This window comes from Candidatus Binatia bacterium (assembly GCA_036563615.1).
GTDB lineage: Bacteria > Desulfobacterota > Binatia > UBA12015 > UBA12015 > DATCMB01.
In genome coordinates this window covers 630,728-655,428 of the sequence record DATCMB010000006.1, presented here as the reverse complement: position 1 = coordinate 655,428, position 24,701 = coordinate 630,728, and the positions used below count along the sequence as shown (strand labels likewise).

Sequence of the window (24,701 nt, the reverse complement as noted above, 5' to 3'; positions counted from 1 at the left end):
CCGCCGTGTAGCCGAGTTTCGGTAGATTTTTAAGGCCCAGCTGCATCGGCTTCACCGGGCCGCGTTGGCCGCGGCTTCTTCACGCAGCCGCTTCAGACGCTCGCGCGCCCGCTGCGCACGCTCGCGCGCGTCGTTGCGCTGCATCGCGGCCGCGCTGCCGGGCGGACCGAAGCCACCTGGCGCGTTCGCCCCCGCGGCCTGCCCGGCCTGCTGACGTGCTCGCGCCGCTGGCGTGACCAACCCTCCTGGTCCCGCCGCGCGCCCACCGGCTCGCGCGGTGTCGATCAGCAGGTCGAGCTTGACCTCGTCGCCCGTCCCGCTCACCAGCGACACCTGGGCTTCGTCGATCTTCGCGACCTTGTAGCCGCTGATCTCCTCGCCCTCGCGCATCCGGATCTGCTTGTTGTTCTGGTTGACGTCGATGAACACCGCTTCGCGCTGCGGCCCGATGAAGATCACGCCGGCGAGCTTGAGCGTCGGCGGCGGCGCCGGGGTCTGCTCCGGCGTCGGCGCCGAATCGGCGGCGCTCGGCGCCGAGCGCGACGCATCGAACAGATCCTTCTCGGTGATCGCCGCGACGAGCTGCGGCAGCGCTGGACGGCGAGGCGGTGCAGCAAGCGGATCCGCAGCGGGACGCGGCGGCTCGGGACGATCGGGGATCTGCGGCGGCGTGCGACGCCAGACGTCGACCGTCCGCCAGGCGGCGAGCGCGATCAAAGCGATCAAAATGACGTTGAGGACGCGGAATCGCTTCACGGCGGCGTCACCAAGTTGCTCGTTCCGAGCGGGTCATCGGGGACGGGCGGACGCTCCTCGTCGTCGCGGGGCGCCGCCGGGCGCTGTCCGAGCTGCGCGGGCGGTGGCGGCGGCGGTGGACCGGCGGGAGCCGCCTCGCTGAGCGTCGTCGGCGCGGCGTCCGCGTCTCCGTTCGCGCCCTCCGCGCCGTTGCCCGCCGCGCGGCTCGCGCCCTGCGGCGCGGCGGCGAGCTGCGCCGTGCCCTGCACGACGCCCGAGATCTGGATCGTCGCCGACACCGTGCGTCCGGCCGCGGGCTGCTGTCGGCGCACGACCGCGCCGCGGCGGCTGAGCTCGATGAACGGGATGCTGACCCGCAGCGGCCCGAACTCGAGGTTCGCCAGAAAATCCGCGAGGTCGTGCAGCTCGCCCGACGCCGTGATGCGCAGCGACACCTGCCGGAAGGGGCCGAGCGCCTCGTCCTTCAGGACCTGCGTCGTCTGCAGGCTCACCTTCTTCTCGCTCGCGAGCGCCGACACGCGATCCTGCAGCGCCGCCGCCGCGAGCGTCGGCGTGTCGCCCGGCACCAGCTCGGCGACCGTCTCCTGGTAGCGCGCCTGTAGCGTCTCGTACTCCTTCTGCGTCTCCGGCGCGCGCTGCACGAGGCGTCGTGCCGCCGCGAGACGCTGGGCGGACAGTCGAATTTCCTCCTTGACGTTCGCCCGCATCTCGAGGAACCAGGCGATGCTGAAGCGCGCGACCACGAGGAGCAAGACGACGGCGAGCGCCAGGTAGAGGCGCTGCTGGCGGTTCGTCGCGCGGAGCCGGGCGATCAGGTTTGCGAGGATGTCGCGCACGCTTCTGCTCCTACTCCTCGATCTCCAACGCGAGCGAGAAGCGCTCCTGGTTGTCCTGCACCTTGGTCACCGGCGACGTGAACTGCGCGTTCTTGAAGTACGGCGAGCGCTCGAGCAGCGGCACCAGGTCCGAAGCGGACTTCGCGAAGCCCTCGAGCTCGATCTTGCCGCTGCGGAAGCGGAACGTCGTCAGGTACGCGTCGCGCGGCACGGCGTCGGTGAGCTCCTTGAGCAGCACCGAGATGCGACGGCGGTCGCCCTGGGTCAGAAGCTGGAGCTTCTCGCGCAGCGCCTTCGCCTCGTCCTCGTTGCGATTGACCTCGCGCATGGTCGGCGCGAGCTCGGCGAGCTCGCGCTCGAGCTGGCTCGCGATGCGGTGATCCTTGACCAGCGCGCTGATCAGCCAGACCGCGGTCACCAGCACGAGCACCGCCGCGCACAGGAAGGTCACGACCGGCGCGCCCTCCTCGACGCTGCGACGCTCCTCGGGCGGCAGCAGGTTGAGACCCGCCGAGCCCTCGCGGACCGCGCCGAGCGCGGCGCCGATCGCCGGCACCAGCGCCGGCGAGGCGGAGGTGAAGAAGTCGTCCGGTGCGGACAGCGCGCCCTCCGCGCAGCGCAGCAGCTCCGCGCCCGACGCGAGCATGTCCGGCGGCAAGCCGCCGGCCTTCGCCTCGTCCGCGCCGGAGACGCCGGCCGTCGCGCGCCACGCGTACACCTTGACGGCGGACGGCGCGCCACCGACGGTGACCGCCTCCTGGCTCACCAGGCGCGAGATCGCTCCGCCGGACGCGACCTCGTCGACGCGCACCAGATGGCTCGCGACCAGCGTGCCGCGGGCGACGTAGTCGAACTCGACCGCGTCGCCCTCCTCGATCAACGTGACGACGTGCTCCTCGTCGTCGCGTGAGCAGAAGCGCAGGTAGTCGTAGATCGCGACCGGCGAGATGACGACGCTGCGCGCGCGCACCTCGGCGAGCTCGAGCGCCGCCATCACCTCGGCGACGATGCGCCGCGGGACGCTCATCACCAGCACGTCGAGCTTGCCGGCGACCTCGCGCACGAAGGCGTCGTAGTAGATCTCCTCGCGCGAGAGCGGGATCAGACGCTCGATCTCGAACTCGATGACCTGATGCAGGTCGCCCTTCGCCGCGGCCGGCAGCGAGAGACGCGACAGCACCGCGTTGGCGCGCGGCAAGCTGACGTAGGTGCGGTCGGCGTCGAGCGAGTGCTCGGCGACGAAGCCCGAGATCGCGGCGGCGAGCGCGGTGCGACGCGCGTCCGCCTGCTCGGCGCCCGGCAGCGGGACGATCTTGTGGTGCTGCAGCGACACCGTCGCGAGCCGCTTCACGAGGTGAACCAGCGCGACGCTGTGCTGCTGGATCGCGATCCCGAGACCGTCGAGGAAGTCGAGTCGGGCGGTGCGCTGAAAGAGACGCGCGGTCGACGACGTGCTCATGAGGTTTCCGTGACCGCCATCTGGTCCATCCAGCGGAAGACGACGATGCCTTCGTTCGAATCTTCGATGTTGATCACCGCGCCGACGTGCGCCTTGACGCGCGCCGAGGGCAGCTGCGCCTGCGCCTCGACGGTGAGGATCCCGCCGCCCTCGGTCTCGGAGACCAGGCTGCCGCCCTGGAGCTGGATCGGCAGGCGGGCCTCGAGCACCGGCAGCACGACGCCCTGCTGCTCGGCGATCTGCTGCTCGATCTGCGCGAGCTCTTCCTCGTCGAGCCCGAACAGCACCTGCTTCACCTCCGGGGTCGAGTAGCGCAGGTTCACCTGACCGGTGTTGTTGAACACCGAGAACACGTCGCGCAGCCCGATCGGGTACTGCTCGTTGCCCCCGTAGTACAGCTCCGGCGTGACGCCCTTGATCAGCAGCAGCTCCTCGAGCGAGTCGAGGCGCGCGTTCTTCGCGATGTAGGGCTTCGGCAGCGAGAGGTAGTAGTCGCTCTCGGCGCCGTTCACGCGGTGCTCGTCGTCGTCGTCCTGCCAGTCGACGACGGCGTCGGCGATCGCGGACGCCCGCTCGAGCTCGACGCCCATGTTGGTCAGCACGTGGACGAGAAGCGGGTAGAGCTTCGTGTCGTACGCGCTCGCGGGGAAGTTGATCGGAATCTTGCCCCCCTCGTCCGTGACGCGCACCATCACCGGTGCGCCCCACAGCTGCACCTCGTGCCACTCGCCGTCGCGGTGCACGAGCGGCCCTTCCTCCTCCACGTCCAGCCCGGGCTGCCCCTCCTGATCGTTCCCCACGAGCTCGAGCCGCGTTCCGCGATCGCGGTCGAGGAACGCTCGGTAAAACGTCAGGTTCGCAGCCGCCGTCGCTAGATAATAGCTCTGCGTCTCGTCCGCAAAGTTCTTCGTGGCCGTTGCGTCCTGGCGCATCGCGCCCGCGAACTCTGCCCCGAGGACGAAGAGCACGGTGAAGAGCCACATCACGATGACGAGCGCGAATCCAGACTCGTCGGCCATCCGTGAGCGGCCGGGCGACGGTGCGGATGTCTGCGGCGGGAAGCGCATCGCTATTCGTCCAGGCCGGGGTCTTCGTCGTCGCCGTCGTCCCCGTCGAAGAGCTCGCGGTCGGCGAAGCCACCTTCGCAATCGTACGAGCCGAGCCCGTAGGCGACGAGCATCACCGGGATCTCCTGGATCCAGTACGAGTCGCCGACCCCGAGGCCGTTGAGCGTGATGCGGATCGCGCCCGGCAGCGTCTGCTCCTCGAACGGATCCCAGGAGTCGCGCCACTCGCTGTCGGTGCCGTCGAGCCGCAGGTACTGGAAGCGCGCCCCCGAGAGTCCGTCGAGCAGCTTGATCTCGCTCGTCGGCTCCGGCGTGTCACCCGACATCGCCGAGGCGGAGAAGATGATGCGCTCGGCCATCCAGAAGCTCGAGCCGTCGCTCCAGTACGTCACCCAGCCGAGCCCCTCGCCGCCGTTGTGCTGCGGGGCGGCGGTGATGAAGCCGAACGAGTACGGGTCGCCCCAGAAGTAGCAGGGGGTCGACTCCTCCTCGCCCTCGACCGGGTAGGCGACGATCGAGCGGACCTGCCGCGCGAGCAGCGAGGTCGCGGCGCGCATTCGCGCCGAGCGGGCGGCGGCGTCCTCGCCACGGGGCACGGAGGAAAGCGCGGTCGCGAACACGCTGTAGGCCATCACCAGCATCACCGCGAGCAGGGTGAGCGAGATCATGAGCTCGAGCAGGGTGAACCCGCTCTCGCTCCGCATGCCGCTATTCCTCGCCATAGTTCGGAACGATCCGCATCGTGCCGATCGTGTATGCCTTGACGCCGTTCGGCTCGTCCCATTCGACGGTCACGGAGATGACGGCGAGCTTGACGTCGGTCTGATCCTCCTCGGCGCCGTCCTCGAGCCCCGCGGCGCGGATCGTCCGCTGCCAGCGGAAGCCGTTGCCGATCTCGCCGTGCGTCACGCCCTCGGCGAGCTCCGGCGCCCACAGCACGGAGTCCATGAGCGCCTTGGCGTGCACGACCGCCTCGGTCAGGCGCGCGGCGTTGCGCGCGAGACGCATCGAGCCGCCGAAGACCTGCAGCGCGAGCACGACGCCGAGGCCGAGGATCGCCATGCCGATGGCGATCTCGATCAGCGTGAAGCCGCGCTCGGACGCCGAGGCCGGCGGGCGGAGATTCACCGGTGCGGCTCGTCCTGGATCGTGACCAGGCCGACCAAGGGATCCAGGCTCACGAGGAAGCCGATGTCGCCGGGCGATTCGCGGTCGTCGACGACGAGGTCGAGCCCGCTCGTGCTGCCGTTGGGATAGAAGTTGACGCGGACGAGACCGGACGGGTCGATCTCCCCGCCGCGGATGTCCGTGAGCTGCGCGACGTCGCCGAGCTCGAGCACCGCGTCACGCTCGACCGCGCCGATCTTGTTGTCGTGCGGATCGATGATCAGATGCTGCACGCGGCCGGAGACCACCGCGTCGCTCTGCACCGTGCGCAGCGTCGCGGCGATCGCGCGCACCGCGCTACGCACCTCGCGCGCGCGCATGCCGGCATCGATCGCGGGCGCGACCAGCGTCGCCGCGACCGCGATGATGCCGACGACGAGCAGAATCTCGAGGAACGTGAAGCCGTCCTCGCTCCCCGGGCGTCGCGCCACCCGGGTCACGCATGGAAACGACGCGCGCAAGGCTACCCGGAGATGACGATGTCGGCGTTGTTGCCGTCGCCGCCCGCGCGGCCGTCGGCGCCGTAGCTGCCGATGTCGTAGTTGGCGCCGCCCTCACCCGGGCTCCGGTACACGTACGGGTGACCCCACGGATCGAGCGGGATCTCGTCGCGCAGGTACGGACCCGCCCAGCGCGGCGCCGAGTTCGGCCGCACGCGCAGCGCCTCGAGGCCCTCCTCCGTGGTCGGGTAGCGCCCGACGTCGAGCTGGAACATGTCGAGCGCGTTGCGCAGGTTCTCGAGCTGGACGCGCGCCGCCTTGGGCTTCGCCTTCTCGCTCTGACCGATGAAGTTCGGCGCCACGAGTGTCGCGAGCAGACCGATGATGACGAGCACGACCAGCAGCTCGATCAGGGTGAAGCCAGCCTCGCGGCGTTCGTTGCGCCGCACGACGACGTGCTGCCCGGCGCGGGCCAGCGCACGCAAGTTGACCTGTCCAATCACGAGCTCGTGCCTCCTTCCAACGGCCTCAGAGCGGCATGTTGTTGATGCTGAAGATCGCCGAGAACATCGACAGCACGACGAACGCGACCACGATGCCACCGACCAGCAGCAGCGCCGGCTCGAGCAGCGACGTGAGCCGCTTCACTTCCTGACGGACGTCCTTGTCGAAGTATTCGGCGACCTGGACGAGCATCTCGTCGAGCTTGCCGGTCTCCTCGCCGACGCTGATCATCTGTAGCGCGAGCGGCGGGAACACGCCGCTGTGGTTGAGCGGCGCGGCCACTCCCGACCCGCCGCGAACGCCCACCTTGACCTCGTCGATCGCCGCGGCGAGCACCAGGTTGCCCGACACCTCGCGGACGATGTCGAGCGCCTGCAGCATCGGAACGCCGCTGCGCAGCAGCGTGCCGAGGGTGCGCGCGAAGCGCGCCACCGCGACCTTGCGCGCCAGCTCACCGAGCACCACGACGCGCAGCTTGAACGCGTCCCAGCGCAGCCGCCCACTCGGCGTCCGACTCCAGTGCATGAAGCCGATCGTCGCGGCGGCGATCACGATCAAGCCGGCCCACCAGTACGAGCGCATCGCGTCCGAGGTCGCGAGCAGCATGCGCGCGGTGAACGGCAGCGACTGCCCCGCCTGCGCGAAGATCGACGCGAACTTCGGCAGCACGTAGGTGAGAAGGATCGTCACCGAGATGAACGCCGTCACCAGCAGGATGATCGGGTAGACCATCGCCGAGCGGACCTCGTCGCGCAGCTCGTTGGCGCGCTCGAGGTAGTCGGTGAGGCGTTGCAGGACGTGGTCGAGCACGCCGCCGACCTCGCCCGCCTTCACCATGTTGACGTAGAGCGGCGGGAAGACCTTCGGGTGCTGCGCGAGCGCCTCGGCGAGCGACTTGCCGCGCTGCACCGACTGCAGCACGTCCGAGACGACGCGCTTCATCTCGGGACGCTCGGAGAGGTCGGCGAGGATCGACAGGCTGCGGTCGAGCGGCATGCCGGCCCCGAGCAGCGTGCTCATCTCGTGGGTGAAGATGAGCAGGTCGCGACCGCGGATGCCGCGCTTGAAGCTCAGCGTCGGCAGCGAGATGCTCGCGATGCCGCTGCGCTCGGCCGCCGGCTCGGCGACGCGAAGCGGGATCAGGCCGCGATCCTGCAGCCGCGCGACCGCAATGCTGCGCTCGGCGGCCTCGATCACGCCCTCGAGGATTTTCCCTTCCGCGTCGGTCGCCCGGTACTGGAACTGCGCCATGCTGTGCCTTGCCGGCCGAGGTGGTCGCGCGGCGCACCACCCTCACGACGCGGCTCTGGAGTCTCTTTGCGCTCTCGCTCCCCGAGCAGCCGAAATCAACCGGGTAAGGCGCCGGCGACGCGCCGGCCTGGCTCCATGGACGCTATCTTTGCGAAGAAATTCGGCGGAAATCAAACTTTCAACGGACGCGCGCCGGGTCGGACGTCGACGGTGGCGGCACGCGCCAACGCCGTTCGTAGTGTCGCGCGGCGCGACGGAGCTCCGCCTCGGGGATCGTGCGTGCGGGAGCCGGCCGCGGCGCGGGGGCGGGCCAGTCGGCGACCTCGTAGCCGAGTGAACGCAGCCGGCGCTCGAGGTCGTGATCCTCGAACGTGCCGGGGTCGTAGGCCTCGTCGAAGCCCCCCGCGCGGGCGAGCACCGCGCGCGGCGCGAGCCAGGCCCACGAGGCGCCCGGCGCGCCGCGCACGACGAGCGCCCCGAGGCGACGCTCGCCGAGCAGGCGCGCGGTCGCCGACGCGAGCCAGCCGGGGCCCGGCGCGCGGTGGCGCGCGTCGAGCAGCACGACCATCTCGCTGCCGCTCGCGCGCAGCGCGAGGTTCCGCGCCGACGCCGGTCCGCGGCGCGGATTGCGCAGCAGCTGCAGCTCGCGGCGCTCCTCCCGGGCGTCGAGATCCTCGAGCACGGCGTCGCTCACTCCGTCGTCGATCGCGACGACCCGCAGCGGACCGTCCGCCGGGGTCACGACGGCGCCGAGGCATTCCGCCACGTCCGCGACGGTGGTGTCGGCGCCGAAGATCACGACCACCGCCACCGTCGGCCGCGCCGTCACCGAGCGCAGCGACGCCGCGAGCGCGCTCCAGCCCGCGTCGTCCGCCGGATCGGGCAGCAGGTGCACCGGCCGACGGTGCACCGCGAGCTGCTTGACGAGCGGCCGCGACGCGCCGACGAGATCGTCCGCCGCCTCGACCAGCGCGCGCTCGGTCTCGACGTCGGCCCACGAGGTGAGCGCGGCCGCCGCCTCGGTCTTGTCATAAAGGACGCGCACGCCGCGTAGCCGCGCCTCGCGCGCGAGCGCGACCGCCTCGGCGTCGACCGTCTGCAGCACGAGGCGCACGCGCGCGTCGTGGTCCTGCAGGAGCGCGCGCAGCCGCGCGAGATTCCAGGGCTCGACGCGTAGCGCGCCGGCACGCGCGGGCTGGACGTCGTTGCGGGCTGCTTCGGCGTGCGGCACCCAGGTGACCTCCACGCCCGCGGCGGCGAGCGCGCGCGCGAGACGCTCGCCGCGCGACGGCGCGCCCTCCTTCGCTGCGTGGCCCGCGACGATCCAGCGCTCGACGCGCGGTCCCGGCGGGATCGTCGGCGCCGGAGGCTCGGCGCCGTCGCCGTGGTCACGAGCTCGGCTGCGGTCGCCGCGGACGAGCCGCGCGACCAGCCGCCCGAGGCGCGCGACCAGCGAGGGCCGCTCGCGTGCGACGACCGGCGCCGTCGTGCGAGACGCGTGCGGCGGAAGAGCGTGCGGCCGAGGCGCGGCCGGCGTCACCGCAGCGGCGGCCGAAGCGACACCGGGCGCGGACACACCCGCAGCATCCGGCGGGCTCACCGCGTCGTCGCGCAGCCGCTGCACGTACGGCGCGAGCTCGTGCAGAGACGCGCGCTCGAGCGCCGCGGCGAGCGCGTGGCGTGCGCGGCGCTCCGCGTCTTCGCCCGCGGCCGCGTCCCGATCGCGGAACAGCTCGATCCAGCGCTCGAGCCCGAGACGCTCGAGCGCACCGACCACGACGCGCGCGCGCTCGGCCTCGGTCGCGGGCGTGACGTGCGCGCTCTGGTTCGCGCCGTGCCAGCGCACGCGCACGAGGCGCTCCTGCAGCAGCACCGCCTCCGCGTCGGCGAGGATCTTGAGCCACAGGTCGTAGTCCTGCGCGACCACCAGGCTCGGATCGAAGCCGCCCACGGCGCGCGCGCGCTCGCGCGCGAACAGCGCCGACGGCGCGCACAGGAAGTTGCGCTCGAGGAGGCCGCGCAGCATGTCGTCGCGCCCGCCGACCGTCACGTCGAACCACGCCTGCGGCGCAGGGTCCGCGAGCGGCGCGCCCGCCGCGTCGACCACCAGCGGCAGCGCGAACACGACGCCGATGCGCGGGTCCGCCTCCGCCGCCGCGAGCTCGCGCGCGATGCACTCTGGCTCGAGCGCGTCGTCCGACGGCAGGAACTTGACCCAGCGTGCGCGCGCCAGCTCGAGCCCGCGGTTCAGCGTGCGCGACAGACCCATGTTCGCCTGCGCGAACACCTGCAAGCGCGGGTCGCGGAGCTCGGCGAGCCGCGCGAGGCTGTCGTCGGTCGAGCCGTCGTCGATGACCAGCACCTCGACGTCGGGCTCGGTCTGCGCGAGCGCGCTCCGGACCGCCTCGACGACGTACGGTGCGTGGTTGAAGCTCGGGATGAGGATCGTCGCGCGCGGCGTCATGCCTCAGCCGGCGCGCAAGCGCTCGTGCAGCGACAAGCGACCCATCAACGCTTCGGGCAGGTGCACGGCGCGCGGACCGAGCCAGCGTCCGACGAACGCGCCGAGGTGGTACGCGAGCGCGATCGCGCCCCAGCGCACGGCGACCCGCAGCCGCGTCCGGTTGCGGAAGCGCGCCCAGAAGGCGACGTCGCGTCGCGTCTCGCGCAGCGCCGCGCGCACCGCTTCGGACAGCGTCAAGTCGTCCGACTGTCCGAGGTCCTCCGCCATGGCGCGCGCGTGATCGAAGTTGCGCTGCAAGTTGGTCCACGGCGAGTACGCGTGCGAGTGCAGGATCAGGGAATCTCCGACCAGCGCCGTGCGAAAGCCCGCTTCGAGCACGAGCCGCGCCCACGCCTGATCCTCGGCGAACTCGACATCGGGAAACGGCCAGCGCAGCAGCACGTCGCGGCGGAACGCCGAGCTGTTGTTCGAGAACCAGTAGTAGATCTCGGGGTGCGCGGCGTAGTCGGGGTTGCCGCGCGCCGAGGACACGCGCAGCCCGGTCGGGGTGTCGCGGAACAGCGGGAACTCGACGAGGTTGCGCCACTCCATCGGATGGCACCCCGGACGCGGCTCGTGACGGCTCCACACCCCGGCGAGCAGCGGATCGTCCTCGAGCGCGCGCACGAGCGGCGCGAGCCAGCCGGAGTTCGCGGGCGACGCGTCCTGCGTCAAGAATACGACGACGTCACCGGTCGCCTCGCGCGCCGCGAGGTTGCGCGTCCGGCCGTGGCCGAACTCCTCGGGCGGGATGCGGATCGTGTGCACGTCGTGGCGCGCGAGCAGCTCGAGCGTGCCGTCGGTCGAGCCCGAGTCGACGGCGAGGATCTCGACGAGCTCGAACGGCCCCTCCTGCGCGCGCACCATGCGCAGCGATTCGTCCAGCCACTCGGCGCCGTTCTTCGTGACGTAGGCGACCGTGACCTTCGTGGGCGCGGGGCGACCGTCGCGCACGCGTGACGCGCGACGCGCGAGCGCGTCCTGATAGACGTGCTCGAGACGCTCGGCGGCTTCCGCGACCGTCGGCCAGCGCGCGGGCGCGGACGCGAGGCGCTCGCGCAGCGCGGCGTCGTCGGTCAGACGCGCGAGCACCTTGGTGAGCGCAGCGACGTCGCACGGCGGCACGAGCAGCGCGTCGACGCCGTCGCGCAGCGCGTCCGCCGGTCCTCCGGTCGCGGGCGCGACCACCGCGAGGCCGGCTGCCCGCGCTTCGCGGACGACCCGCGAGTACGACTCGTCGCAGCGCGACGGCAGCACGAGGACGTCGGAAGCGCCGAGCACGGCGTCGAGCTCGTTCGGCGCGAACGCGCCGCGCCAGTTAACCGGCAGCTCGCGCGTCGCCGCGCGCAGCCGCTCGAGCCACTCCTCGTGCCCGTACACGGGCGCGCCGTACACCGCGAGCTCCCAGCGCTCTAAGTCGAGCGCACGCAGCGCATCGAGCAGCAGGTCGAGCCCCTTGTGCGGCAGCCAGGTGCCGATGAAGAGGAAGCGCACGCGATCACGCGCACCGCGCGCGCGCTCGACCCGCGCCGGCACGCGCGCGAGCCCCGGATCGACGACCACGATCCGCCCCTCGAGAAACGGCAGCTCGCTCGCGTAGCGCCGCGCGAGCGCCTGCGACGGCGCCACCAGCGCGTCGGGCACGGCGAGCATGCGCGCCATGTAGTCGAAGCGATGGCGCGCATCCTCGCTGCCGCCGACGTCCGCGAGGCACGCGACGCAGCGCGCGCCGGCGTCCGGCCCGGGGCAGCGCCGCTCCTCGTGATCGAGCAGGAAGATGCGGTGACAGAGGTAGAACGCGTCGTGCAGCGACAGCACGACGGCGCAGCCCTCCTCGCGCGCGATCGCGAGCAGGTTCGGCGAGAACAGGATGAGGTGCTGCGCGTGCACCACGTCGGGACGACGCTCGCGCAGAAAGGTGCGAAACGCGTCGTCGAAGCGGTGATTGTCGTAGTACTCGCGAAACGGCGTGCGCGGCGCGTAGTTGCTCACCACGCGGCGCACCGGCACGCCGTCGACCACGTCGTCGGACCAGGCGCCGTCCTCGCGTGCGGGATCCAGCGTGCGGGCGAACACCGACACCTCGTGGCCGCGCGCCGCGAGCGCGTCCGCCTGCTCCTTCGCGACCAGCTCGACGCCGGCGGCTTCGAGCGGCGGGTATCCGTGCACCACCACCGCGATCCGCACGGCGCACGGTCTAGCGTACCCACTCGAGGGCGGCCACCGCGTCGCCGCGACGACGATCCCGGCTCGCCCGGCGCTGCGCGGCTGTGCTAGCGCGTCTGCGCGTGAACTCGCCAGCAGCGCAGACGTCGCTCGGGTTCCGCGGTCGCGCGATGGTCGGCGCGTGCTTCCTCGCCTCGGGGATGGGGAGCCTCGCGCTCGAGGTGGTGTGGACGCGCGAGCTCCGCCTCGTCTTCGGGTCGACGACCCTCGCGGCGAGCACGATCCTCGTCGCTTACATGCTCGGGCTCGGCCTGGGCGGCCTCGCCGGCGGCCGCGTCGCCGGCCGGCTGCGCGACGGCGTGCGCGCCTACGGCTGGATCGAGATGGCGATCGGCGCCTACGCGCTCGCCGTGCCGTGGCTGCTCACTTGGCTGCCGACGCTCGACCGCGAGGTGCTCTACGGCATGGGGTTCTGGCCGGCGGCGCTGTGCCGCTTCGTGGTCGTGCTGCTGCTTCTCCTCGTGCCGACGGTGCTGATGGGCGCGACCCTGCCGATCGTCGTCGAGGCGCTGGTGCGGCGCGACGCACGGATCGCCGCGAGCACCGGGCTGCTCTACGGGCTCAACACGCTGGGCGCCGTGGCCGGCGTCTTCCTCGCGACCTTCGTCCTCTTCCCGACGCTCGGGCTCACGCGCACCAACTGGTTCGGCGCGCTGCTCGACCTCGGCGTCGGGGCGGTCGCGCTGCTCGTGGTGGCGCCGCTCGTCGACCGCTCCGGCGCAACACCTTCTGCGGCGTCTGTTGGCGTCGCTCCCGTGCGTGCCGCGCACGGCGGGGAGCGCGCGCTGCCGACCTGGGTCCTGCTCGTGACCTACGCGACGGTCGGCTTCACCGCGCTGCTCTACGAGGTCGCGTGGACGCGCGCGCTGGCCGTCGTGCTCGGCTCCTCGATCTACGCGTTCGCGTCGATGCTCGGCGCGTTCCTCGCCGGCATCGCGCTCGGCAGCCTGCTCTTCCGGCGCTGGATCGAGCGCACCGCGGCACCGCTCGCGCTCCTCGAAGGCGGCATGGTCGCGCTCGCGCTCCTCGGGCTCGCGACGACGCTCGCGCTGCCGCACCTGCCGACGCTGCTGCTCGCCTGGATCGAGTGGAGCGGCCTCGGCAGCACGCACCTCACCGAGGCGCAGGTCGTGCTGTCGGTGCTCGCGATGCTGCCGCCGACGCTCGTGCTGGGCGGCCTGTTCCCGCTCGTCACGCGTCTCGTCGCGAGCGGCACGGGCGACGCCGGCGACGCGGTCGGCAAGGTGTACTTCGCGAACACCCTCGGCTCCGCGAGCGGCGCGTTCGCGACCGGCTTCGTGCTGATCCCGCTGCTCGGGCTGCGCGACACGCTTGCGCTCGGCGGCGCGCTGAACCTCGCCGCGGCGGGCGCGCTGCTGCTCGCTTCGCGACGCACGCAGCCAACGCAGCGCGGCCTCGCGTGGGCCGCGCTCGGCGCCGCGGCGCTGCTGCTCGTCGTGCCGATCCCGTTCGACCACGTCGCGCTGACGCGCGGCGTGTTCCGCACGCCCGACAGCGCGCTCGACTTCGGACTCGAGTCGCAACCCCTCGACGGCGTGCCGGGCAACGAGCTGCTCTTCTACCGCGACGGCCTGAACACGACGGTCTCGGTCGAGCGCGAGGGCGGCATCGTCATGCTGCGCGTCAATGGCAAGATCGACGCCTCGAGCCTCGGCGACATGCCGACGCAGGTGCTGCTCGGCGAGGTGCCGATGCTGTTCGGCCCGCCGGCGAAGAAGGTGCTGGTGATCGGCTACGCGTCGGGCGTGACGGTCGGCTCGGTCGCGCGCCATCCGGGCGTCGAGCGCATCGACGCCGTCGAGATCGAGCCGGCGATCATCGAAGCCTCGCGCTTCTTCGACGCGCAGAGCGGGCGGCCGCTCGACGATCCGCGCGTGCGTCTCATCCTGGACGACGCGCGCACGCACCTCGCCTCGACGCCCGAGAAGTACGACGTCATCGTGTCCGAGCCGTCGAACCCCTGGATGAGCGGGGTCGCGAACCTGTTCACGTGCGAGTTCTTCGCGATCGCGAAGCGTGCGCTGGCGCCGGGCGGACGCCTCCTGCAGTGGGTGCAGCTCTACTCGCTCGAGCCGGACGCGCTGTACTCGATCCTCGCGGCGCTGCACGAGCAGTTCGCGTACGTCTACGCCTTCGCGCACTCCGATCTGAATCCCGACCTGCTGCTGCTCGCGACCGACCGTCCGCTGACGCGCGACGACCTGCCGCGCTGGGAGAACCTGCCGGAGAGCGTGCGCGCCGACCTCGAGCGCGTCGGCACGTTCTCCACCATGGACCTGTGGAGCCTCGTGCGCTTGCTTCCTGCCGACACCGCGAAGCTCGCCGCGAGAGCGAAGGTCGTCAACACCGACGACAACCTGCACATCGAGCTCGGCACGCCGTGGATGCTGCACGAGGAGACCGTGCGGCCGAACTGGAGCGCGTTCTCCGAGGTCGCGCCGCAGGGCGTGCTGCCGCTGCTGCGCGCGGTCGGCGAGCCGCTCGACGCGGAGACCCTCGGCGCGCTCGCGCTGTCCTACGCGCAGCGCCGCGCGGCGACCGAGGTCGCGACGAAGCTGCTGCGCGACGCGACCCGCGAGGGGCGCGCGGGACACGCGATCGCGGCCGCGGTCGTGATCGCGCGCGCGCTCGACAAGGACGGCCGCCTCGCGCTCGACGACCAGATCGCGTCGCTCGACGAGGCGCTCACGATCGCGCCCGGCGCGCCGGAGATCCTGCAGCTGCGCGCCGAGCTGGCGCTCTCGGACGAGCGCTGGGCGGACGCGCTGCGCGACGCCGAGGAGGCGCTGGCGCGCGATCCCGGCGCGACCCGCGCGCAGGGCATGCGCGTGCACGCGCTGGTCGGCCTCGGCCGCTACGAGGAGGCGCGCGCGGCGCTGACGCCGCTGCTCGCTTCGTCGCTCGTCGCGTTCGATCCCGAGCTGCTGCAGCACGACGGACGCCTCGCGCTCTACACCGGGCGTCCCGACGAGGCGCGCGCCGCGCTCGAGCGCTACCTGCTCGCCGAGAACGCCAACTGGGTCGAGGGCTGGCTGCTGCTCGCGCAAGCGTATGACGCGCTCGGCCGCGCCGACGACGCGGAGCGCGCGCGGCGCAATGCCGAGCGCACGCAGCACAACCACGCCGTCCTGCTGCACCGTCAAGCACGCGCCGCGATCTGGCGCGGCGACGAGACGAGCGGCGAGAGCCTGCTGCGCATGGTCTTGACGCTCGATCCGGACAACGCGACCGCGCAGGCCGATCTGGCGGCGCTCAGCTCGCGGCGCGGCTCTTGACGTTCGGCGGCGCCGCGATCTCCTCGAGCACCTCGACGAAGCGCTCCCAGCCGCTGCGCGCGTAGGCGGCAGCGATCTCCTGCGGGTCGAAGCGCCGTCCGCGACGGATCTCGTCGAGCGCGGCGGCGAGCGCCGCGGGATCCTCGGGCGGCACGAGCAGCCCGGTCTCGCCGTCGCGCACCGCTTCGGCGAGCCCGCCGACGCGCGTCGTGACGACGCCGCGTCCGTGTGCGTAGGCGAGCGGCACGACGCCCGACTGCGTCCCCGAGCGGTACGGCAGCACGACGACCGTCGAGGCGGCGAAGCAGCGGGCGGCGTCCGACGTCGACAGATAGCCGTCGAGGATCGTGACCCGTCCCGCGAGCGGCGGGCGCGCGACCGCGCGATCCGCCGCGGTGCGGTCGATGTACCACTCGCCCGCGATCAGAGCGTGCCACGGCGGCCCGTCGTCGGAGAGGCGGGACAGCGCCTCGAGCAGCACGTCGACGCCCTTGTAGCGCCGCACGTAGCCGAAGAAGAGGAAGACGACCGCGTCGTCGGGGATCCGGAGCGCGCGGCGCGCCTCGGCGCCGTCGACGTTCTTCGGCACGATCGACGGCGCGGGGTGCGTCACGACGCGCAGCTCGGCCGCGACGCCGAGCTTCCGCAGCGCCTCGAGCTCGCTCGACGCGTGCGTCAAGCATACGTCGCCGCGGCGCATGCCGAGCGTCAGCAGCGGTCGCCATGGCGCCGCGCGGCCCTCGTGCGGCCTCGCGTTGTGCACCATCCAGACGATGCGCGCCCCGGCGGCACGCGCGCGCGCGGCGATGGTCGCGAGCGCCGGCGCGAAGAACGGGTGCCAGCGCTGCAGCACGACCACCTCGGGTGAGCCGCCGACGAGCCAGGCGGCGGCGCGCGGCCACGTCCACGGCGCGCTCGAGGCGATCAGCGCGGCGCGCGGCACGTCGCTGCCGACGAGCGGCGTCGAGTCCGGGTCGAGCTGCGTGCGGCCGGGGAAGAACAGGTCGGGGTAGAGCCGGGAGTACGAGAGCACGCGCACCTGGTGCCCACGACGCCGCGCGGCAGACGCCATCTCCGCCGTGTGCAGCGCGATCCCGCCGCGCAGCGGGTGAAAGGGTCCGACGATGCCGAGCCGCATCATCGTCGCGCGCCCCCGGGACGACGCGCGAGCCGGTCTCGACGTGCGGGTGGACGCGCGCATCCGGGCGCGTCCTCGCCTGCCCTGCTGGAGAACCCCACGAGGCGGTTCTTACACGACGCCGATGCCGCCGCGTACCCGGCGCGTCCCCGGATCGGGCAGCGCGAAAACCGGCGTCGTGTCGAGAGAACGCGCCGACCGCCTCGCGACCGCCAACGCGCAACTCATGCCAGACTTCATGAAAGAGCTACAGCTTCCACCCCGGTTGCGCGCGATCCTGCAGTTGCGCAATTTCTCCGCGTCGTCGCGCAAAACGTCGACGTACAGGCTCTCGGCACAGCCATTGCTCCGCTCCTCGGGCACCACTGCCCCCGACGACATGAACGCAACCTCCATCCAGGTCCCGCCTCCGCATCGCGCGACGGCGATGCTCGCGACCATCCAACTTTGTCTTGTCATCCTGTTCCCGGTGACGGACGCGCATGGTGCGAGCGACGATGCGAGCTGCGCCGTCCGGTTCGCGCGCGAGGAGCGACGTCTCGCCGAGTGCCTGACGCGCTGCGCGCAAGACGCCGAGCGCACCGAGGACGGAGAGCAGCTGCGTCCGGCGTGCGAGCGCGACTGCCAGCGCGCGCACGACGAGGCGACCGCGAGCTTGCGCTCGCGTGACGGCTGCGAACCCGCGGGCTTCGAGCCCGTGCCCAGCACGGCAGCCGACGGCGAGCGCATCGTCGAGGGCGACATCGTCCTCCCGACGAGTTCCGATTCCGCCATGTCGAGCGACGACGGGCTTGCGACCGCACAGGGCGTCGGGCGCGCGGTGCGCGACGCGCGCTGGCCGCTCATGACGATCCCCTACTCGATCGATCCGGCCCTGCCCTGGCCCGAGCGCGTGCACGACGCGATCCGCCAGTGGGAAACGCACACGCGGTTCCGCTTCCGCCAGCTGACGCCGGCGCAGCGCGCCGCGGCGGCCGGCGACTTCGTCGAGTTCACCACCGGTCCCGGCTGCGACTCGCCGGTCGGTCGTCAGGGCGGCAGGCAGCTCATTCGCCTGAGCCTCGCGTGCGCGACGTCGCAAGTGGTGCACGAGATCGGTCACGCCGTCGGGCTCTGGCACGAGCAGAGCCGCGCCGATCGCGACAGGCACCTCGTCGTGCACTGGGACAACGTGCGTCCGGGCGCCGAGCCGAACTTCGCGACCTACGTCGAGATCGGCGCGGACGGCGTCGACCTCGGGGCCTTCGATTTCGATTCGATCATGATCTACCCGTCGTTCATCCGGGATCCGCTGTTCGTGATCGACACCGAGCGTCCGACGCTGACGCGCCCGGACGGCACGACGTGGCTGCGCACCAACCAGCTCTCGGCCGGCGACGTCGCGTCGGTGCACCTGCTTTACGAAGATCCCGTCTGGCTCGCGCCGCTCACCACCGACGGCTCGTCGGGCTTTCGCACGTTGCTCGACGAAGCGGGGCGCGCGCGAGCGCACGACGTCTTCTGCCTCACCGGACAGGCCTGCCTCGCCGCCGACGTGAACGGCGACGGTCGCGCCGACCTGGTGTCGATCGATCGCAGCAAGCCGCACCGGGCCTGGGTCGCGCTGTCCGACGGAACGCGCTTCTCGCCGAATCCGGGCGCGGTCGCCTGGAGCGATCGCGTGGCGCGGCGCGCGAAGGCGTTCCTGCTCGGCGACGTGAACGGCGATGGACGCGCCGACGCGATCGCGATGCGCGGTGGCCGTGGCTGCAAGCCGAACAAGCCGAGCTGCGTCGAGAAGCCGATCATCGGCGACGTGTGGGTCGCCCTGTCGAGCGGCAACCGCTTCGCGCCGCCCAAGCGCTGGCACGAGCGCATGTGCACGAACGACCAGACGTGCCACGTCGCGGACGTCGACGGCGACGGCCGCGCGGATCTGATCGCCACCCCGAAGCGCAAGCGAGCGAGCGGCGTCTGGGTCGCGCGCTCGACGGGGAGCGGGTTCGCGGGGCCGCAGCTCTGGCACGCATCGCTTTGCGAGGCTCCTGCGACGTGCCAGCTCGCCGACGTCGACGGCGACGGCCGTAGCGACCTGCTGAAGATCGACGCGAAGCTCGGTGAGATCCACGTGGCGCGCTCGAACGGCGGCGCCTTCGTCAATGCAAAGCGGATCGCCAGTGCGCAGATGGCCGGCGGCGACGCCTTCGCGACCGGCGACGTCGACGGTGACGGACGCAGCGACGTGGTCGCGTTCGCGCGCGCGCAGGGCAGCGCCCGCATCGCACGCTCGACCGGCAGCGGCTTCACCAACGGCGGCGCTTCCGGGACGACCGTGTGTCAGGCCGGCGAGAGCTGCTTGCTCGCCGACGTCACCGGCGACGGACGCAGCGAGGTCGTCGCCTACCAGCCGTGAGGCGCAGGCCGGCTCGGCCGGTCTCTACGGCACTTCGCCGATCGGGGCGACAGACGCCTCCGCTGGCGCGAGCAGCTGGTCGATCTCGAGCCACGCGTGCCAGTCCGCGGGCCGCGCGCGCACGACGCCCTCGAGCACCCGCACCACCTCGCGCGCCGTCTGCTCGACGCTCGCCTCCCGGATCGGGGCGTGAAAGCGCGCGACGCGCACGCCGCGCTCGATGCGCGCGTCGAACGGCACGATCGGAGCGCCGTGCGCTCGCGCGAGGCGCAAGACGCCGACCGGCACGTCGACCGTGCGGCCGAACAGCGTCGCGGGGACGCGGTCGCGCAGCTCGAGCGCCGCGCGCGGGACGTCGAGCAGCGCGACCACCGCGCCGCCGCCCGCGAGATGCTCCTCGAGAGCGCCCCGCGCCCCTGGGCCCGTGTGGATCCACGGCCGGGCGAGCGTTCGCCGCAGGTAGCCGAGGCGCGCCGCCGCGATCGCGCGCTGGTAGCGCGTCCAGCCGGGACGCGGCGGCGCGCAGAGGAAGGTCGGCGAGAAGCCCGCGCGTCGGAGCGCGTCGAACGCCGGCAGACCGCCCGAGAGGTGGAAGCCGACGAACACCGCGGCGCCGACGGATGGCAGCGGCGCGCCTTCGATCCGCACGGTCCGCGCGCGGTCGCCGTCGCGGCCGAGCCATGCCCGCAGGGCATCGAGGTCGTCGAGCGCGAGCCCGGTGACGAAGCGGCGGCTCGCCGCGTCCGCCAGATCGGCATCGCCGAGCACCTGCTGCATCGCCGCGCGCGCCGCGGCGGCGACGTGCGCGAAGCGCTCGCCGAGCAGCGCGGGCGTCGCGCGCTCGGTCAGCGCGTCGCCGGCCGCCGCCGGCAGCAGCGCGGCCGTAGCTCGCAGCGCGAGGTCGCGGTCACGGAACATCGCCGTTCTCGCCGCTCGATCGTACGCCGCGCACGGCGAGGCCGAGCAGCAGCCCGGTCGTGATCCCGTCCACCGGGTCGCGCAAAAAATAATGCACGAGGTTGTGCGCGAGGAGGCCGATGACGCCGGCCATCGCGCCGTGCACGACGCCGCGCCACTCGCGCGCGGCGTCACCCAGACGCCGCCACGCGACCCACAGCGGCGTGGCGAAGAACAGCACGCCCAGCAGCACGCCGATCGCGCCGACCTCGACCAGGAGCTGCAACGGCAGCGAGTGCGCGTGCGAGCGGAACCAGAAACGGCTCACCGAGAGCGGCGCCATCCCGACCGCGAGCGCCCAGTTGCCGCCGCCGACGCCGAGGATCGGCTGCTTTTCGACGAGCTGCCAGGCGTAGCGGTAGATGAGCACGCGCGAGCCGATGCCGCCGTGCGCGACGTACGCCCAAGCGGCGACGACGAGCGCGAGCACCACGCCGCCGGCAGCGATCCACGAGGCACGACGCCGCGCGGTCGCCGACATCGTGCGGCGCGCGACGGCGACGATCCAGAGCAACGCCGCGGTGACGAGCCCGCCGCCGACCATGGTCGCGATGCCGGCCTTCGAGTCCGTTCCCCAGACGCCGAAGCACGCGATCGCGACGCCCACCGCGCACAGCACGGGCATGAGACGGCTCATGCCGCAGCCGATCAGCAGCAGCCCGATCTGCTCGACGAACTCGGCGAGACGGTTCGGATGCCAGAAGAGCGCGCGGCCGCGGATCATGTAGCCGAGGTCGATCGCGCGGTTGCGCAAAATCTCCGGGTCGCCGAGCGGCGCGATCAGACGCAAACGCTCGGCTGCGCCCCAGAGCGCCGACGGCGCCATGGCGATGAAGCCGCTCAGCACCACGCGCCGCGGCCGCAGCGTGTCGTCGGCGACGACGAGCCACATCGCGAGCCACACCATGAGCCACTTGCCGGTCGCGTAGAAGACGAACGACGGCTGCAGCGCCCACAGCGCCGACACCAGGAACCACGCCGGCAGCGCTGCGGTGAGCGCGAGCAGCGTCGGCTCGGCGCGCATCGCAAAGACGATCTCGCGCGCGCGGCCGAGCAGCGCACCGAGGAACAGCAGCGTCGCGATCTCGACCGAGGGAAAGATCGGCACGCGCAGCGGCACGGCGATCAGGACGAGCGCAAAGACCCACGCCGGGTGGAACCACGCCACGAGCGCAGAGAGCAGAACGATGCCGAGTGATGCGAGCTGTGAGATCTCGTCCGGGCTCATCGACCGGGACGGCCGGACGCCACGCCGACCGGCGGCGTGCTGCCCGCCACGAAGGGAGTCCACGGCTCGCCGCGCAGGATCGAGACGATGCGCTCGGCTGCGTGGCCGTCGCCGTACGGGTTGATCGCCCGCGCCATGCGCGCGTGCGCCGCCGTATCGGTGAGCAGCTCGTGCGCGGCGGCGAAGATGCCCTCTTCCGTCACGCCGCAGAGCCGCACGCAGCCCGCGGCGATCGCCTCGGGACGCTCCGTGGTCTCGCGCATGACCAGCGCCGGCACGCCGAGCGACGGCGCCTCTTCCTGCACGCCGCCCGAATCGCTGATCACCAAGTACGCGCGCGCCATCAGGTGCACGAACGGCAGATAGTCCAGCGGCGGGATCAAATGCACGCGCGGCTCGTCGCCGAGCGTCTCGCGCATCGGCGCGCCGACGTTCGGGTTCGGGTGCACCGGGTAAACGAGCCGCACGTCCTCGTGCGTGCGCACGATGCGGCGCAGCGCACGCGCGATCTGCCGCATCCCCTCGCCGAAGCTCTCGCGTCGGTGCGCGGTGACCAGCACCAGGCGCTCGCCCGGAGCGAGCTCGGGCACCGCCGGGATCGGCGGACACTCCATCGCGCGCGCGGCGAGCAGCGCGTCGACCACGGTGTTGCCGACCACGTACAGCGTCGCGTCGGAGAAACCCTCGGCGCGCAGGTTGTCGCGCGAGGTCGGCGTCGGGACGAAGTGCGCCGCGCTCAGCACGTCGACGACACGGCGGTTCAGCTCCTCGGGAAACGGACGCGCGAGGTCGCCGGTGCGCAGCCCGGCCTCGACGTGCGCCACCGGCACGCGCGCATAGAAGGCGGCGAGACCTGCAACCATCGCCGTCGTCGTGTCGCCCTGCACCACGACCCAGTCCGGTCGCACCTCGTCGATCACCGGCGAGATCGCGCTCAGCGCTCGCGCCGTGAGATCGGGCAGCGTCTGGTTCGGACGCATCAGGTCGAGGTCGTGGTCGGGCACGATGTCGAACAGGCGCAGAACCTGATCGAGCATCTCGCGGTGCTGCGCGGTCGCGCACACCACGACCTCGCACCCCCGGCGGCGACCGACGTCGATCACCGGCGCGAGCTTGATCGCTTCCGGACGGGTGCCTGCGACGACGAGTAGCTTCATGATCGGTGTCCTCGGCGCCGCGGCGTCACGCCGCCGGCAGCCAGCGCGCCTCGACCCGCACGAGCCCGTCGTCGGCCGGCTCGCCGAGCACGGTGAAGTAGAGCTCGACCGTGTCGTAGAGCCGCGTGCCGGTCTCGTCGAGCGCGTGGGCGCGCAGGCGGTAGCGCTCGGGGGTGAGTGGAAGGTCGGGGAAGCGGAGCCGGTACCGGTAGCGATCGGGCGCGACGCGCTCCGGGACGGCGCCGTCCATGTCGCTCGCCACGCCGTAGATCGGCGTCAGGTCGTGGCGCGTGATGCCGACGAAGAGCTGCGGGACACCGACCGCCGCGCAGACGTCGACGGTGACCAGCGCGGTGCCGCCCTGGGGGACGACCGTGACGTCGCGGCCGCTCTCGTCCTGCAGCCGCAGGTCGACGACCTCGTAGGGGAGGCTCGTGCGCTCGCCCGGCGCGTGCGCGTGGCCCTCGCTGCGCTCGCGTCGCGTGCCGTCGCCGTCCTCGCCGAGCGACTCGCGGTAGGCGCGGATCACGGCGCGCGACTCGCCGAGCGCGCGCGGGCGTCCGCCCTCCATCCACAGCGTGCGAGCGCACAGCCGCTGGACCTCGGACAGGTCGTGCGAGCACAGCACGAGCGTGCCGCCGCGGCCGAGGAAGCGGTCCATCCAGCGGTCGCAGCGACGTTGAAACGCCTGGTCGCCGACCGACAGGATCTCGTCGGTCACCAGGACGTCGACCTCGAGCAGCGTGATCACGGCGAAGCCGAGCCGCAGCCGCATGCCGTCCGAGTAGGTGCGGATCGGCCGGTCGAAGAAGTCGCCGATGTCGGCGAACGCCGCGACCTCGGCGGTGCGGGCGCGCGCCTCGCGCCGGGTCATCCCGGCCTGCAGGACCAGCGCCGCCTCGGCGTTCTGGCGTCCGGTCTCGAGGGGGTGAAAGGCGATGCCGAGGTCGAGAAGCGACGCGACCCGCGCGCCGCGCTCGACGGTGCCCTCGGTCGGGCGCGCGGTTCCGGCGAGGAGGCGGAGCAAGGTCGACTTCCCTGCCCCGTTGCAGCCGATCACGCCGAGCGACTCGCCCTGCTCGAGCGAGAACGAGACGTCACGCACCGCCCACAATCCTCCGGGGGCGGGTGGCGCCTTCGGGTCACGCAGCCGCCGCAGGAGCGGCCGCACCCGCGAGCGGGACAGCGCGTAGTACTTGCCGAGGCCACGCGCGATCAGCGCGGGTCCCCGCTCGACCGCCGCGCCGTCCGTCACATGGGGCTGTCCGGCTCCCAGGTACGCTCCCATCCCTCGGGTAGATCGACCGCTCGCACCGCCGCGATGAATGCGTCGAGGTTCATCTTGGCGCCGAAGCGCTCGGCGAGCTCGTCGACCTTCCGCAGGAACAGCTCCTTGCGGAACCTCTGGCTGAGCACCTTCTCGACCTTCGCCTTGCACTCCTCGAAGGGCAGCTCGTGCGCGTCGCTCTTCTCGGTGAGCTTGTAGATCACCTTGCCCTGACCGGTGTCGAGGGCGGCGGTCTTCTCGCCGACCGCGAGCTTGAGGATCGCCTCGCCGTGCGGCGACTCGCGAACCTTGCTCTCCTCGACCCAGCCCATGTCGCCGCCGCTGCCCTTGGACGTGTAGTCGGACTTCTCGTCGGCGAGCTTGGCGAAATCCTCACCCGCGGCGAGGCGCTTCTCGATCTCCGCGAAGCGCTCGTCGGCGAGGCGAATTTCCTCGGGCGTAGCGTTCTTCCCCACCACGACGCCGAGGCGCGCGATGCGGTAGCGCGCCGGAGCCTTGCAGAGCTCGGGGTTGAGCGTCTTGAACTGCTCCACTTCCTCCGGGGTCGGGATGAGGTCCTTCTCGACGGTCGCGCGCAGGTACTCCTTGGCGATCACCTCGCGCTGCTCGGCGGCGGCGTGGGCCGCGAGCCCGGGGTTCTTGTCGAGGAAGCCGTCCTCCTTCGCGGCGCGCGCGAGCATCGCGCGCGCGTACCAGTCGACCGCGAAGATGCGCGCCGCGTTGTCGTCGGTCTTGAGCCTCTGGAGCGTGGGCGGGGGGAGATAGGAGAATTCCGCGGTGAGCTCGGGCGCGGTGACCTTGAAGTCGCCGATCTCGACGACCGGCGTGGGCGGCGTCGCCGCTGCATCCTGGGCCCGGGCTGCGACGCCCAGCAGCTGCCACGCTGCCGCCGTCGATACGAGCCCCACGACCAGCTGCTTGCCTATCCGCATCGAGTGCTCCTCCGCCGCATCGGTGCGGTTCGCTTACCGGTTCGCCATCGCGGTTTCCAGGCGACACCCGGTGACGGCGAGCGTCACCGTTTCGCCGAAGCGTC

General features: G+C 72.2%; 19 protein-coding genes. 2 read left to right on the top strand and 17 right to left on the bottom strand.

The annotated features are described in order from the left end of the window. Positions 1-51: 51 nt before the first annotated feature. The 11 genes from VIS07_05855 to VIS07_05805 form a co-directional block, all read right to left on the bottom strand. Positions 52-756: a hypothetical protein gene (locus VIS07_05855; GenBank protein HEY8515015.1), complete on the bottom strand. Its 705-nt coding sequence runs from the start codon at positions 754-756 to the stop codon at positions 52-54. Continuing rightward, positions 753-1,592 (bottom strand): type II secretion system protein GspM, encoded by an 840-nt coding sequence (gspM, locus tag VIS07_05850; GenBank protein ID HEY8515014.1) that lies wholly within the window; start codon positions 1,590-1,592, stop codon positions 753-755. Before gspM ends, VIS07_05855 begins: the two co-directional genes overlap by 4 nt. Positions 1,593-1,602: 10 nt before the next feature. Further along, entirely contained in the window at positions 1,603-3,051 is a 1,449-nt protein-coding gene (locus tag VIS07_05845) for a PilN domain-containing protein (GenBank protein ID HEY8515013.1), read from the bottom strand. After that, positions 3,048-4,070 (bottom strand): hypothetical protein, encoded by a 1,023-nt coding sequence (locus tag VIS07_05840; GenBank protein ID HEY8515012.1) that lies wholly within the window; start codon positions 4,068-4,070, stop codon positions 3,048-3,050. The genes VIS07_05845 and VIS07_05840 overlap by 4 nt, the downstream gene beginning before the upstream one ends. Positions 4,071-4,120: 50 nt before the next feature. After that, positions 4,121-4,822 (bottom strand): prepilin-type N-terminal cleavage/methylation domain-containing protein, encoded by a 702-nt coding sequence (locus tag VIS07_05835; GenBank protein ID HEY8515011.1) that lies wholly within the window; start codon positions 4,820-4,822, stop codon positions 4,121-4,123. Between the two features lie 4 nt (positions 4,823-4,826). After that, positions 4,827-5,246 (bottom strand): type II secretion system protein, encoded by a 420-nt coding sequence (locus VIS07_05830; protein HEY8515010.1) that lies wholly within the window; start codon positions 5,244-5,246, stop codon positions 4,827-4,829. Continuing rightward, the gene (locus VIS07_05825; protein HEY8515009.1) at positions 5,243-5,716 is read right to left on the bottom strand and encodes a prepilin-type N-terminal cleavage/methylation domain-containing protein; all 474 of its coding nucleotides are present in this window, start codon (positions 5,714-5,716) and stop codon (positions 5,243-5,245) included. Before VIS07_05825 ends, VIS07_05830 begins: the two co-directional genes overlap by 4 nt. 32 nt (positions 5,717-5,748) lie before the next feature. Continuing rightward, on the bottom strand, positions 5,749-6,174 hold the full coding sequence (gspG, locus tag VIS07_05820; protein HEY8515008.1) for a type II secretion system major pseudopilin GspG: 426 nt from the start codon (positions 6,172-6,174) through the stop codon (positions 5,749-5,751). Between the two features lie 79 nt (positions 6,175-6,253). After that, a complete protein-coding gene (gspF, locus tag VIS07_05815; protein ID HEY8515007.1) occupies positions 6,254-7,480 on the bottom strand; it encodes a type II secretion system inner membrane protein GspF in 1,227 nt (408 codons plus the stop codon). Positions 7,481-7,658: 178 nt separating this feature from the next. Next, entirely contained in the window at positions 7,659-9,944 is a 2,286-nt protein-coding gene (locus tag VIS07_05810; GenBank protein ID HEY8515006.1) for a glycosyltransferase, read from the bottom strand. Positions 9,945-9,947: 3 nt separating this feature from the next. Further along, positions 9,948-12,170, bottom strand: coding sequence for a glycosyltransferase (locus tag VIS07_05805; protein ID HEY8515005.1), 2,223 nt, complete (start codon positions 12,168-12,170; stop codon positions 9,948-9,950). A gap of 101 nt (positions 12,171-12,271) precedes the next feature. On the opposite strand from VIS07_05805, the gene VIS07_05800 reads away from it, so the two are divergent. Further along, on the top strand, positions 12,272-15,505 hold the full coding sequence (locus VIS07_05800; GenBank protein ID HEY8515004.1) for a fused MFS/spermidine synthase: 3,234 nt from the start codon (positions 12,272-12,274) through the stop codon (positions 15,503-15,505). Here the strand turns inward: VIS07_05800 and VIS07_05795 are convergent. Beyond that, the gene (locus VIS07_05795) at positions 15,483-16,646 is read right to left on the bottom strand and encodes a glycosyltransferase (protein HEY8515003.1); all 1,164 of its coding nucleotides are present in this window, start codon (positions 16,644-16,646) and stop codon (positions 15,483-15,485) included. The two genes, VIS07_05800 and VIS07_05795, sit on opposite strands and share 23 nt — an antisense overlap. 424 nt (positions 16,647-17,070) lie before the next feature. Between VIS07_05795 and VIS07_05790 the strand changes: the two genes are divergently transcribed. Beyond that, on the top strand, positions 17,071-19,035 hold the full coding sequence (locus tag VIS07_05790) for a M12 family metallopeptidase (protein HEY8515002.1): 1,965 nt from the start codon (positions 17,071-17,073) through the stop codon (positions 19,033-19,035). Positions 19,036-19,059: 24 nt separating this feature from the next. On the opposite strand, the gene VIS07_05785 is transcribed toward VIS07_05790, so the two are convergent. The 5 genes from VIS07_05785 to VIS07_05765 are packed head-to-tail and all read right to left on the bottom strand — an operon-like array spanning position 19,060 to position 24,597. Continuing rightward, a complete protein-coding gene (locus VIS07_05785; GenBank protein HEY8515001.1) occupies positions 19,060-19,953 on the bottom strand; it encodes a hypothetical protein in 894 nt (297 codons plus the stop codon). Continuing rightward, positions 19,943-21,220 carry an O-antigen ligase family protein gene (locus VIS07_05780; GenBank protein ID HEY8515000.1) on the bottom strand — a complete coding sequence of 426 codons (1,278 nt, stop codon included), beginning with the start codon at positions 21,218-21,220 and terminating at the stop codon, positions 19,943-19,945. Before VIS07_05780 ends, VIS07_05785 begins: the two co-directional genes overlap by 11 nt. Then, entirely contained in the window at positions 21,217-22,377 is a 1,161-nt protein-coding gene (wecB, locus tag VIS07_05775; protein ID HEY8514999.1) for a UDP-N-acetylglucosamine 2-epimerase (non-hydrolyzing), read from the bottom strand. Before wecB ends, VIS07_05780 begins: the two co-directional genes overlap by 4 nt. Before the next feature lie 25 nt (positions 22,378-22,402). Continuing rightward, positions 22,403-23,632: an ATP-binding cassette domain-containing protein gene (locus tag VIS07_05770; GenBank protein ID HEY8514998.1), complete on the bottom strand. Its 1,230-nt coding sequence runs from the start codon at positions 23,630-23,632 to the stop codon at positions 22,403-22,405. Beyond that, entirely contained in the window at positions 23,629-24,597 is a 969-nt protein-coding gene (locus VIS07_05765; protein HEY8514997.1) for a peptidylprolyl isomerase, read from the bottom strand. The genes VIS07_05770 and VIS07_05765 overlap by 4 nt, the downstream gene beginning before the upstream one ends. Positions 24,598-24,701: the final 104 nt, after the last annotated feature.

Excerpts from the sequence above, each read along its gene's own strand:
- VIS07_05785 (HEY8515001.1), bottom strand. The coding sequence starts at position 19,953 with ATGTTCCGTGACCGCGACCTCGCGCTGCGAGCTACGGCCGCGCTGCTG.
- VIS07_05790 (HEY8515002.1), top strand. The coding sequence starts at position 17,071 with ATGCTCGCGACCATCCAACTTTGTCTTGTCATCCTGTTCCCGGTGACG.
- VIS07_05845 (HEY8515013.1), bottom strand. The coding sequence starts at position 3,051 with ATGAGCACGTCGTCGACCGCGCGTCTCTTTCAGCGCACCGCCCGACTC.
- VIS07_05765 (HEY8514997.1), bottom strand. The coding sequence starts at position 24,597 with ATGCGGATAGGCAAGCAGCTGGTCGTGGGGCTCGTATCGACGGCGGCA.
- gspF (HEY8515007.1), bottom strand. The coding sequence starts at position 7,480 with ATGGCGCAGTTCCAGTACCGGGCGACCGACGCGGAAGGGAAAATCCTC.
- VIS07_05835 (HEY8515011.1), bottom strand. The coding sequence starts at position 4,822 with ATGCGGAGCGAGAGCGGGTTCACCCTGCTCGAGCTCATGATCTCGCTC.
- VIS07_05780 (HEY8515000.1), bottom strand. The coding sequence starts at position 21,220 with ATGAGCCCGGACGAGATCTCACAGCTCGCATCACTCGGCATCGTTCTG.
- VIS07_05840 (HEY8515012.1), bottom strand. The coding sequence starts at position 4,070 with ATGGCCGACGAGTCTGGATTCGCGCTCGTCATCGTGATGTGGCTCTTC.
- VIS07_05795 (HEY8515003.1), bottom strand. The coding sequence starts at position 16,646 with ATGATGCGGCTCGGCATCGTCGGACCCTTTCACCCGCTGCGCGGCGGG.
- VIS07_05810 (HEY8515006.1), bottom strand. The coding sequence starts at position 9,944 with ATGACGCCGCGCGCGACGATCCTCATCCCGAGCTTCAACCACGCACCG.
- wecB (HEY8514999.1), bottom strand. The coding sequence starts at position 22,377 with ATGAAGCTACTCGTCGTCGCAGGCACCCGTCCGGAAGCGATCAAGCTC.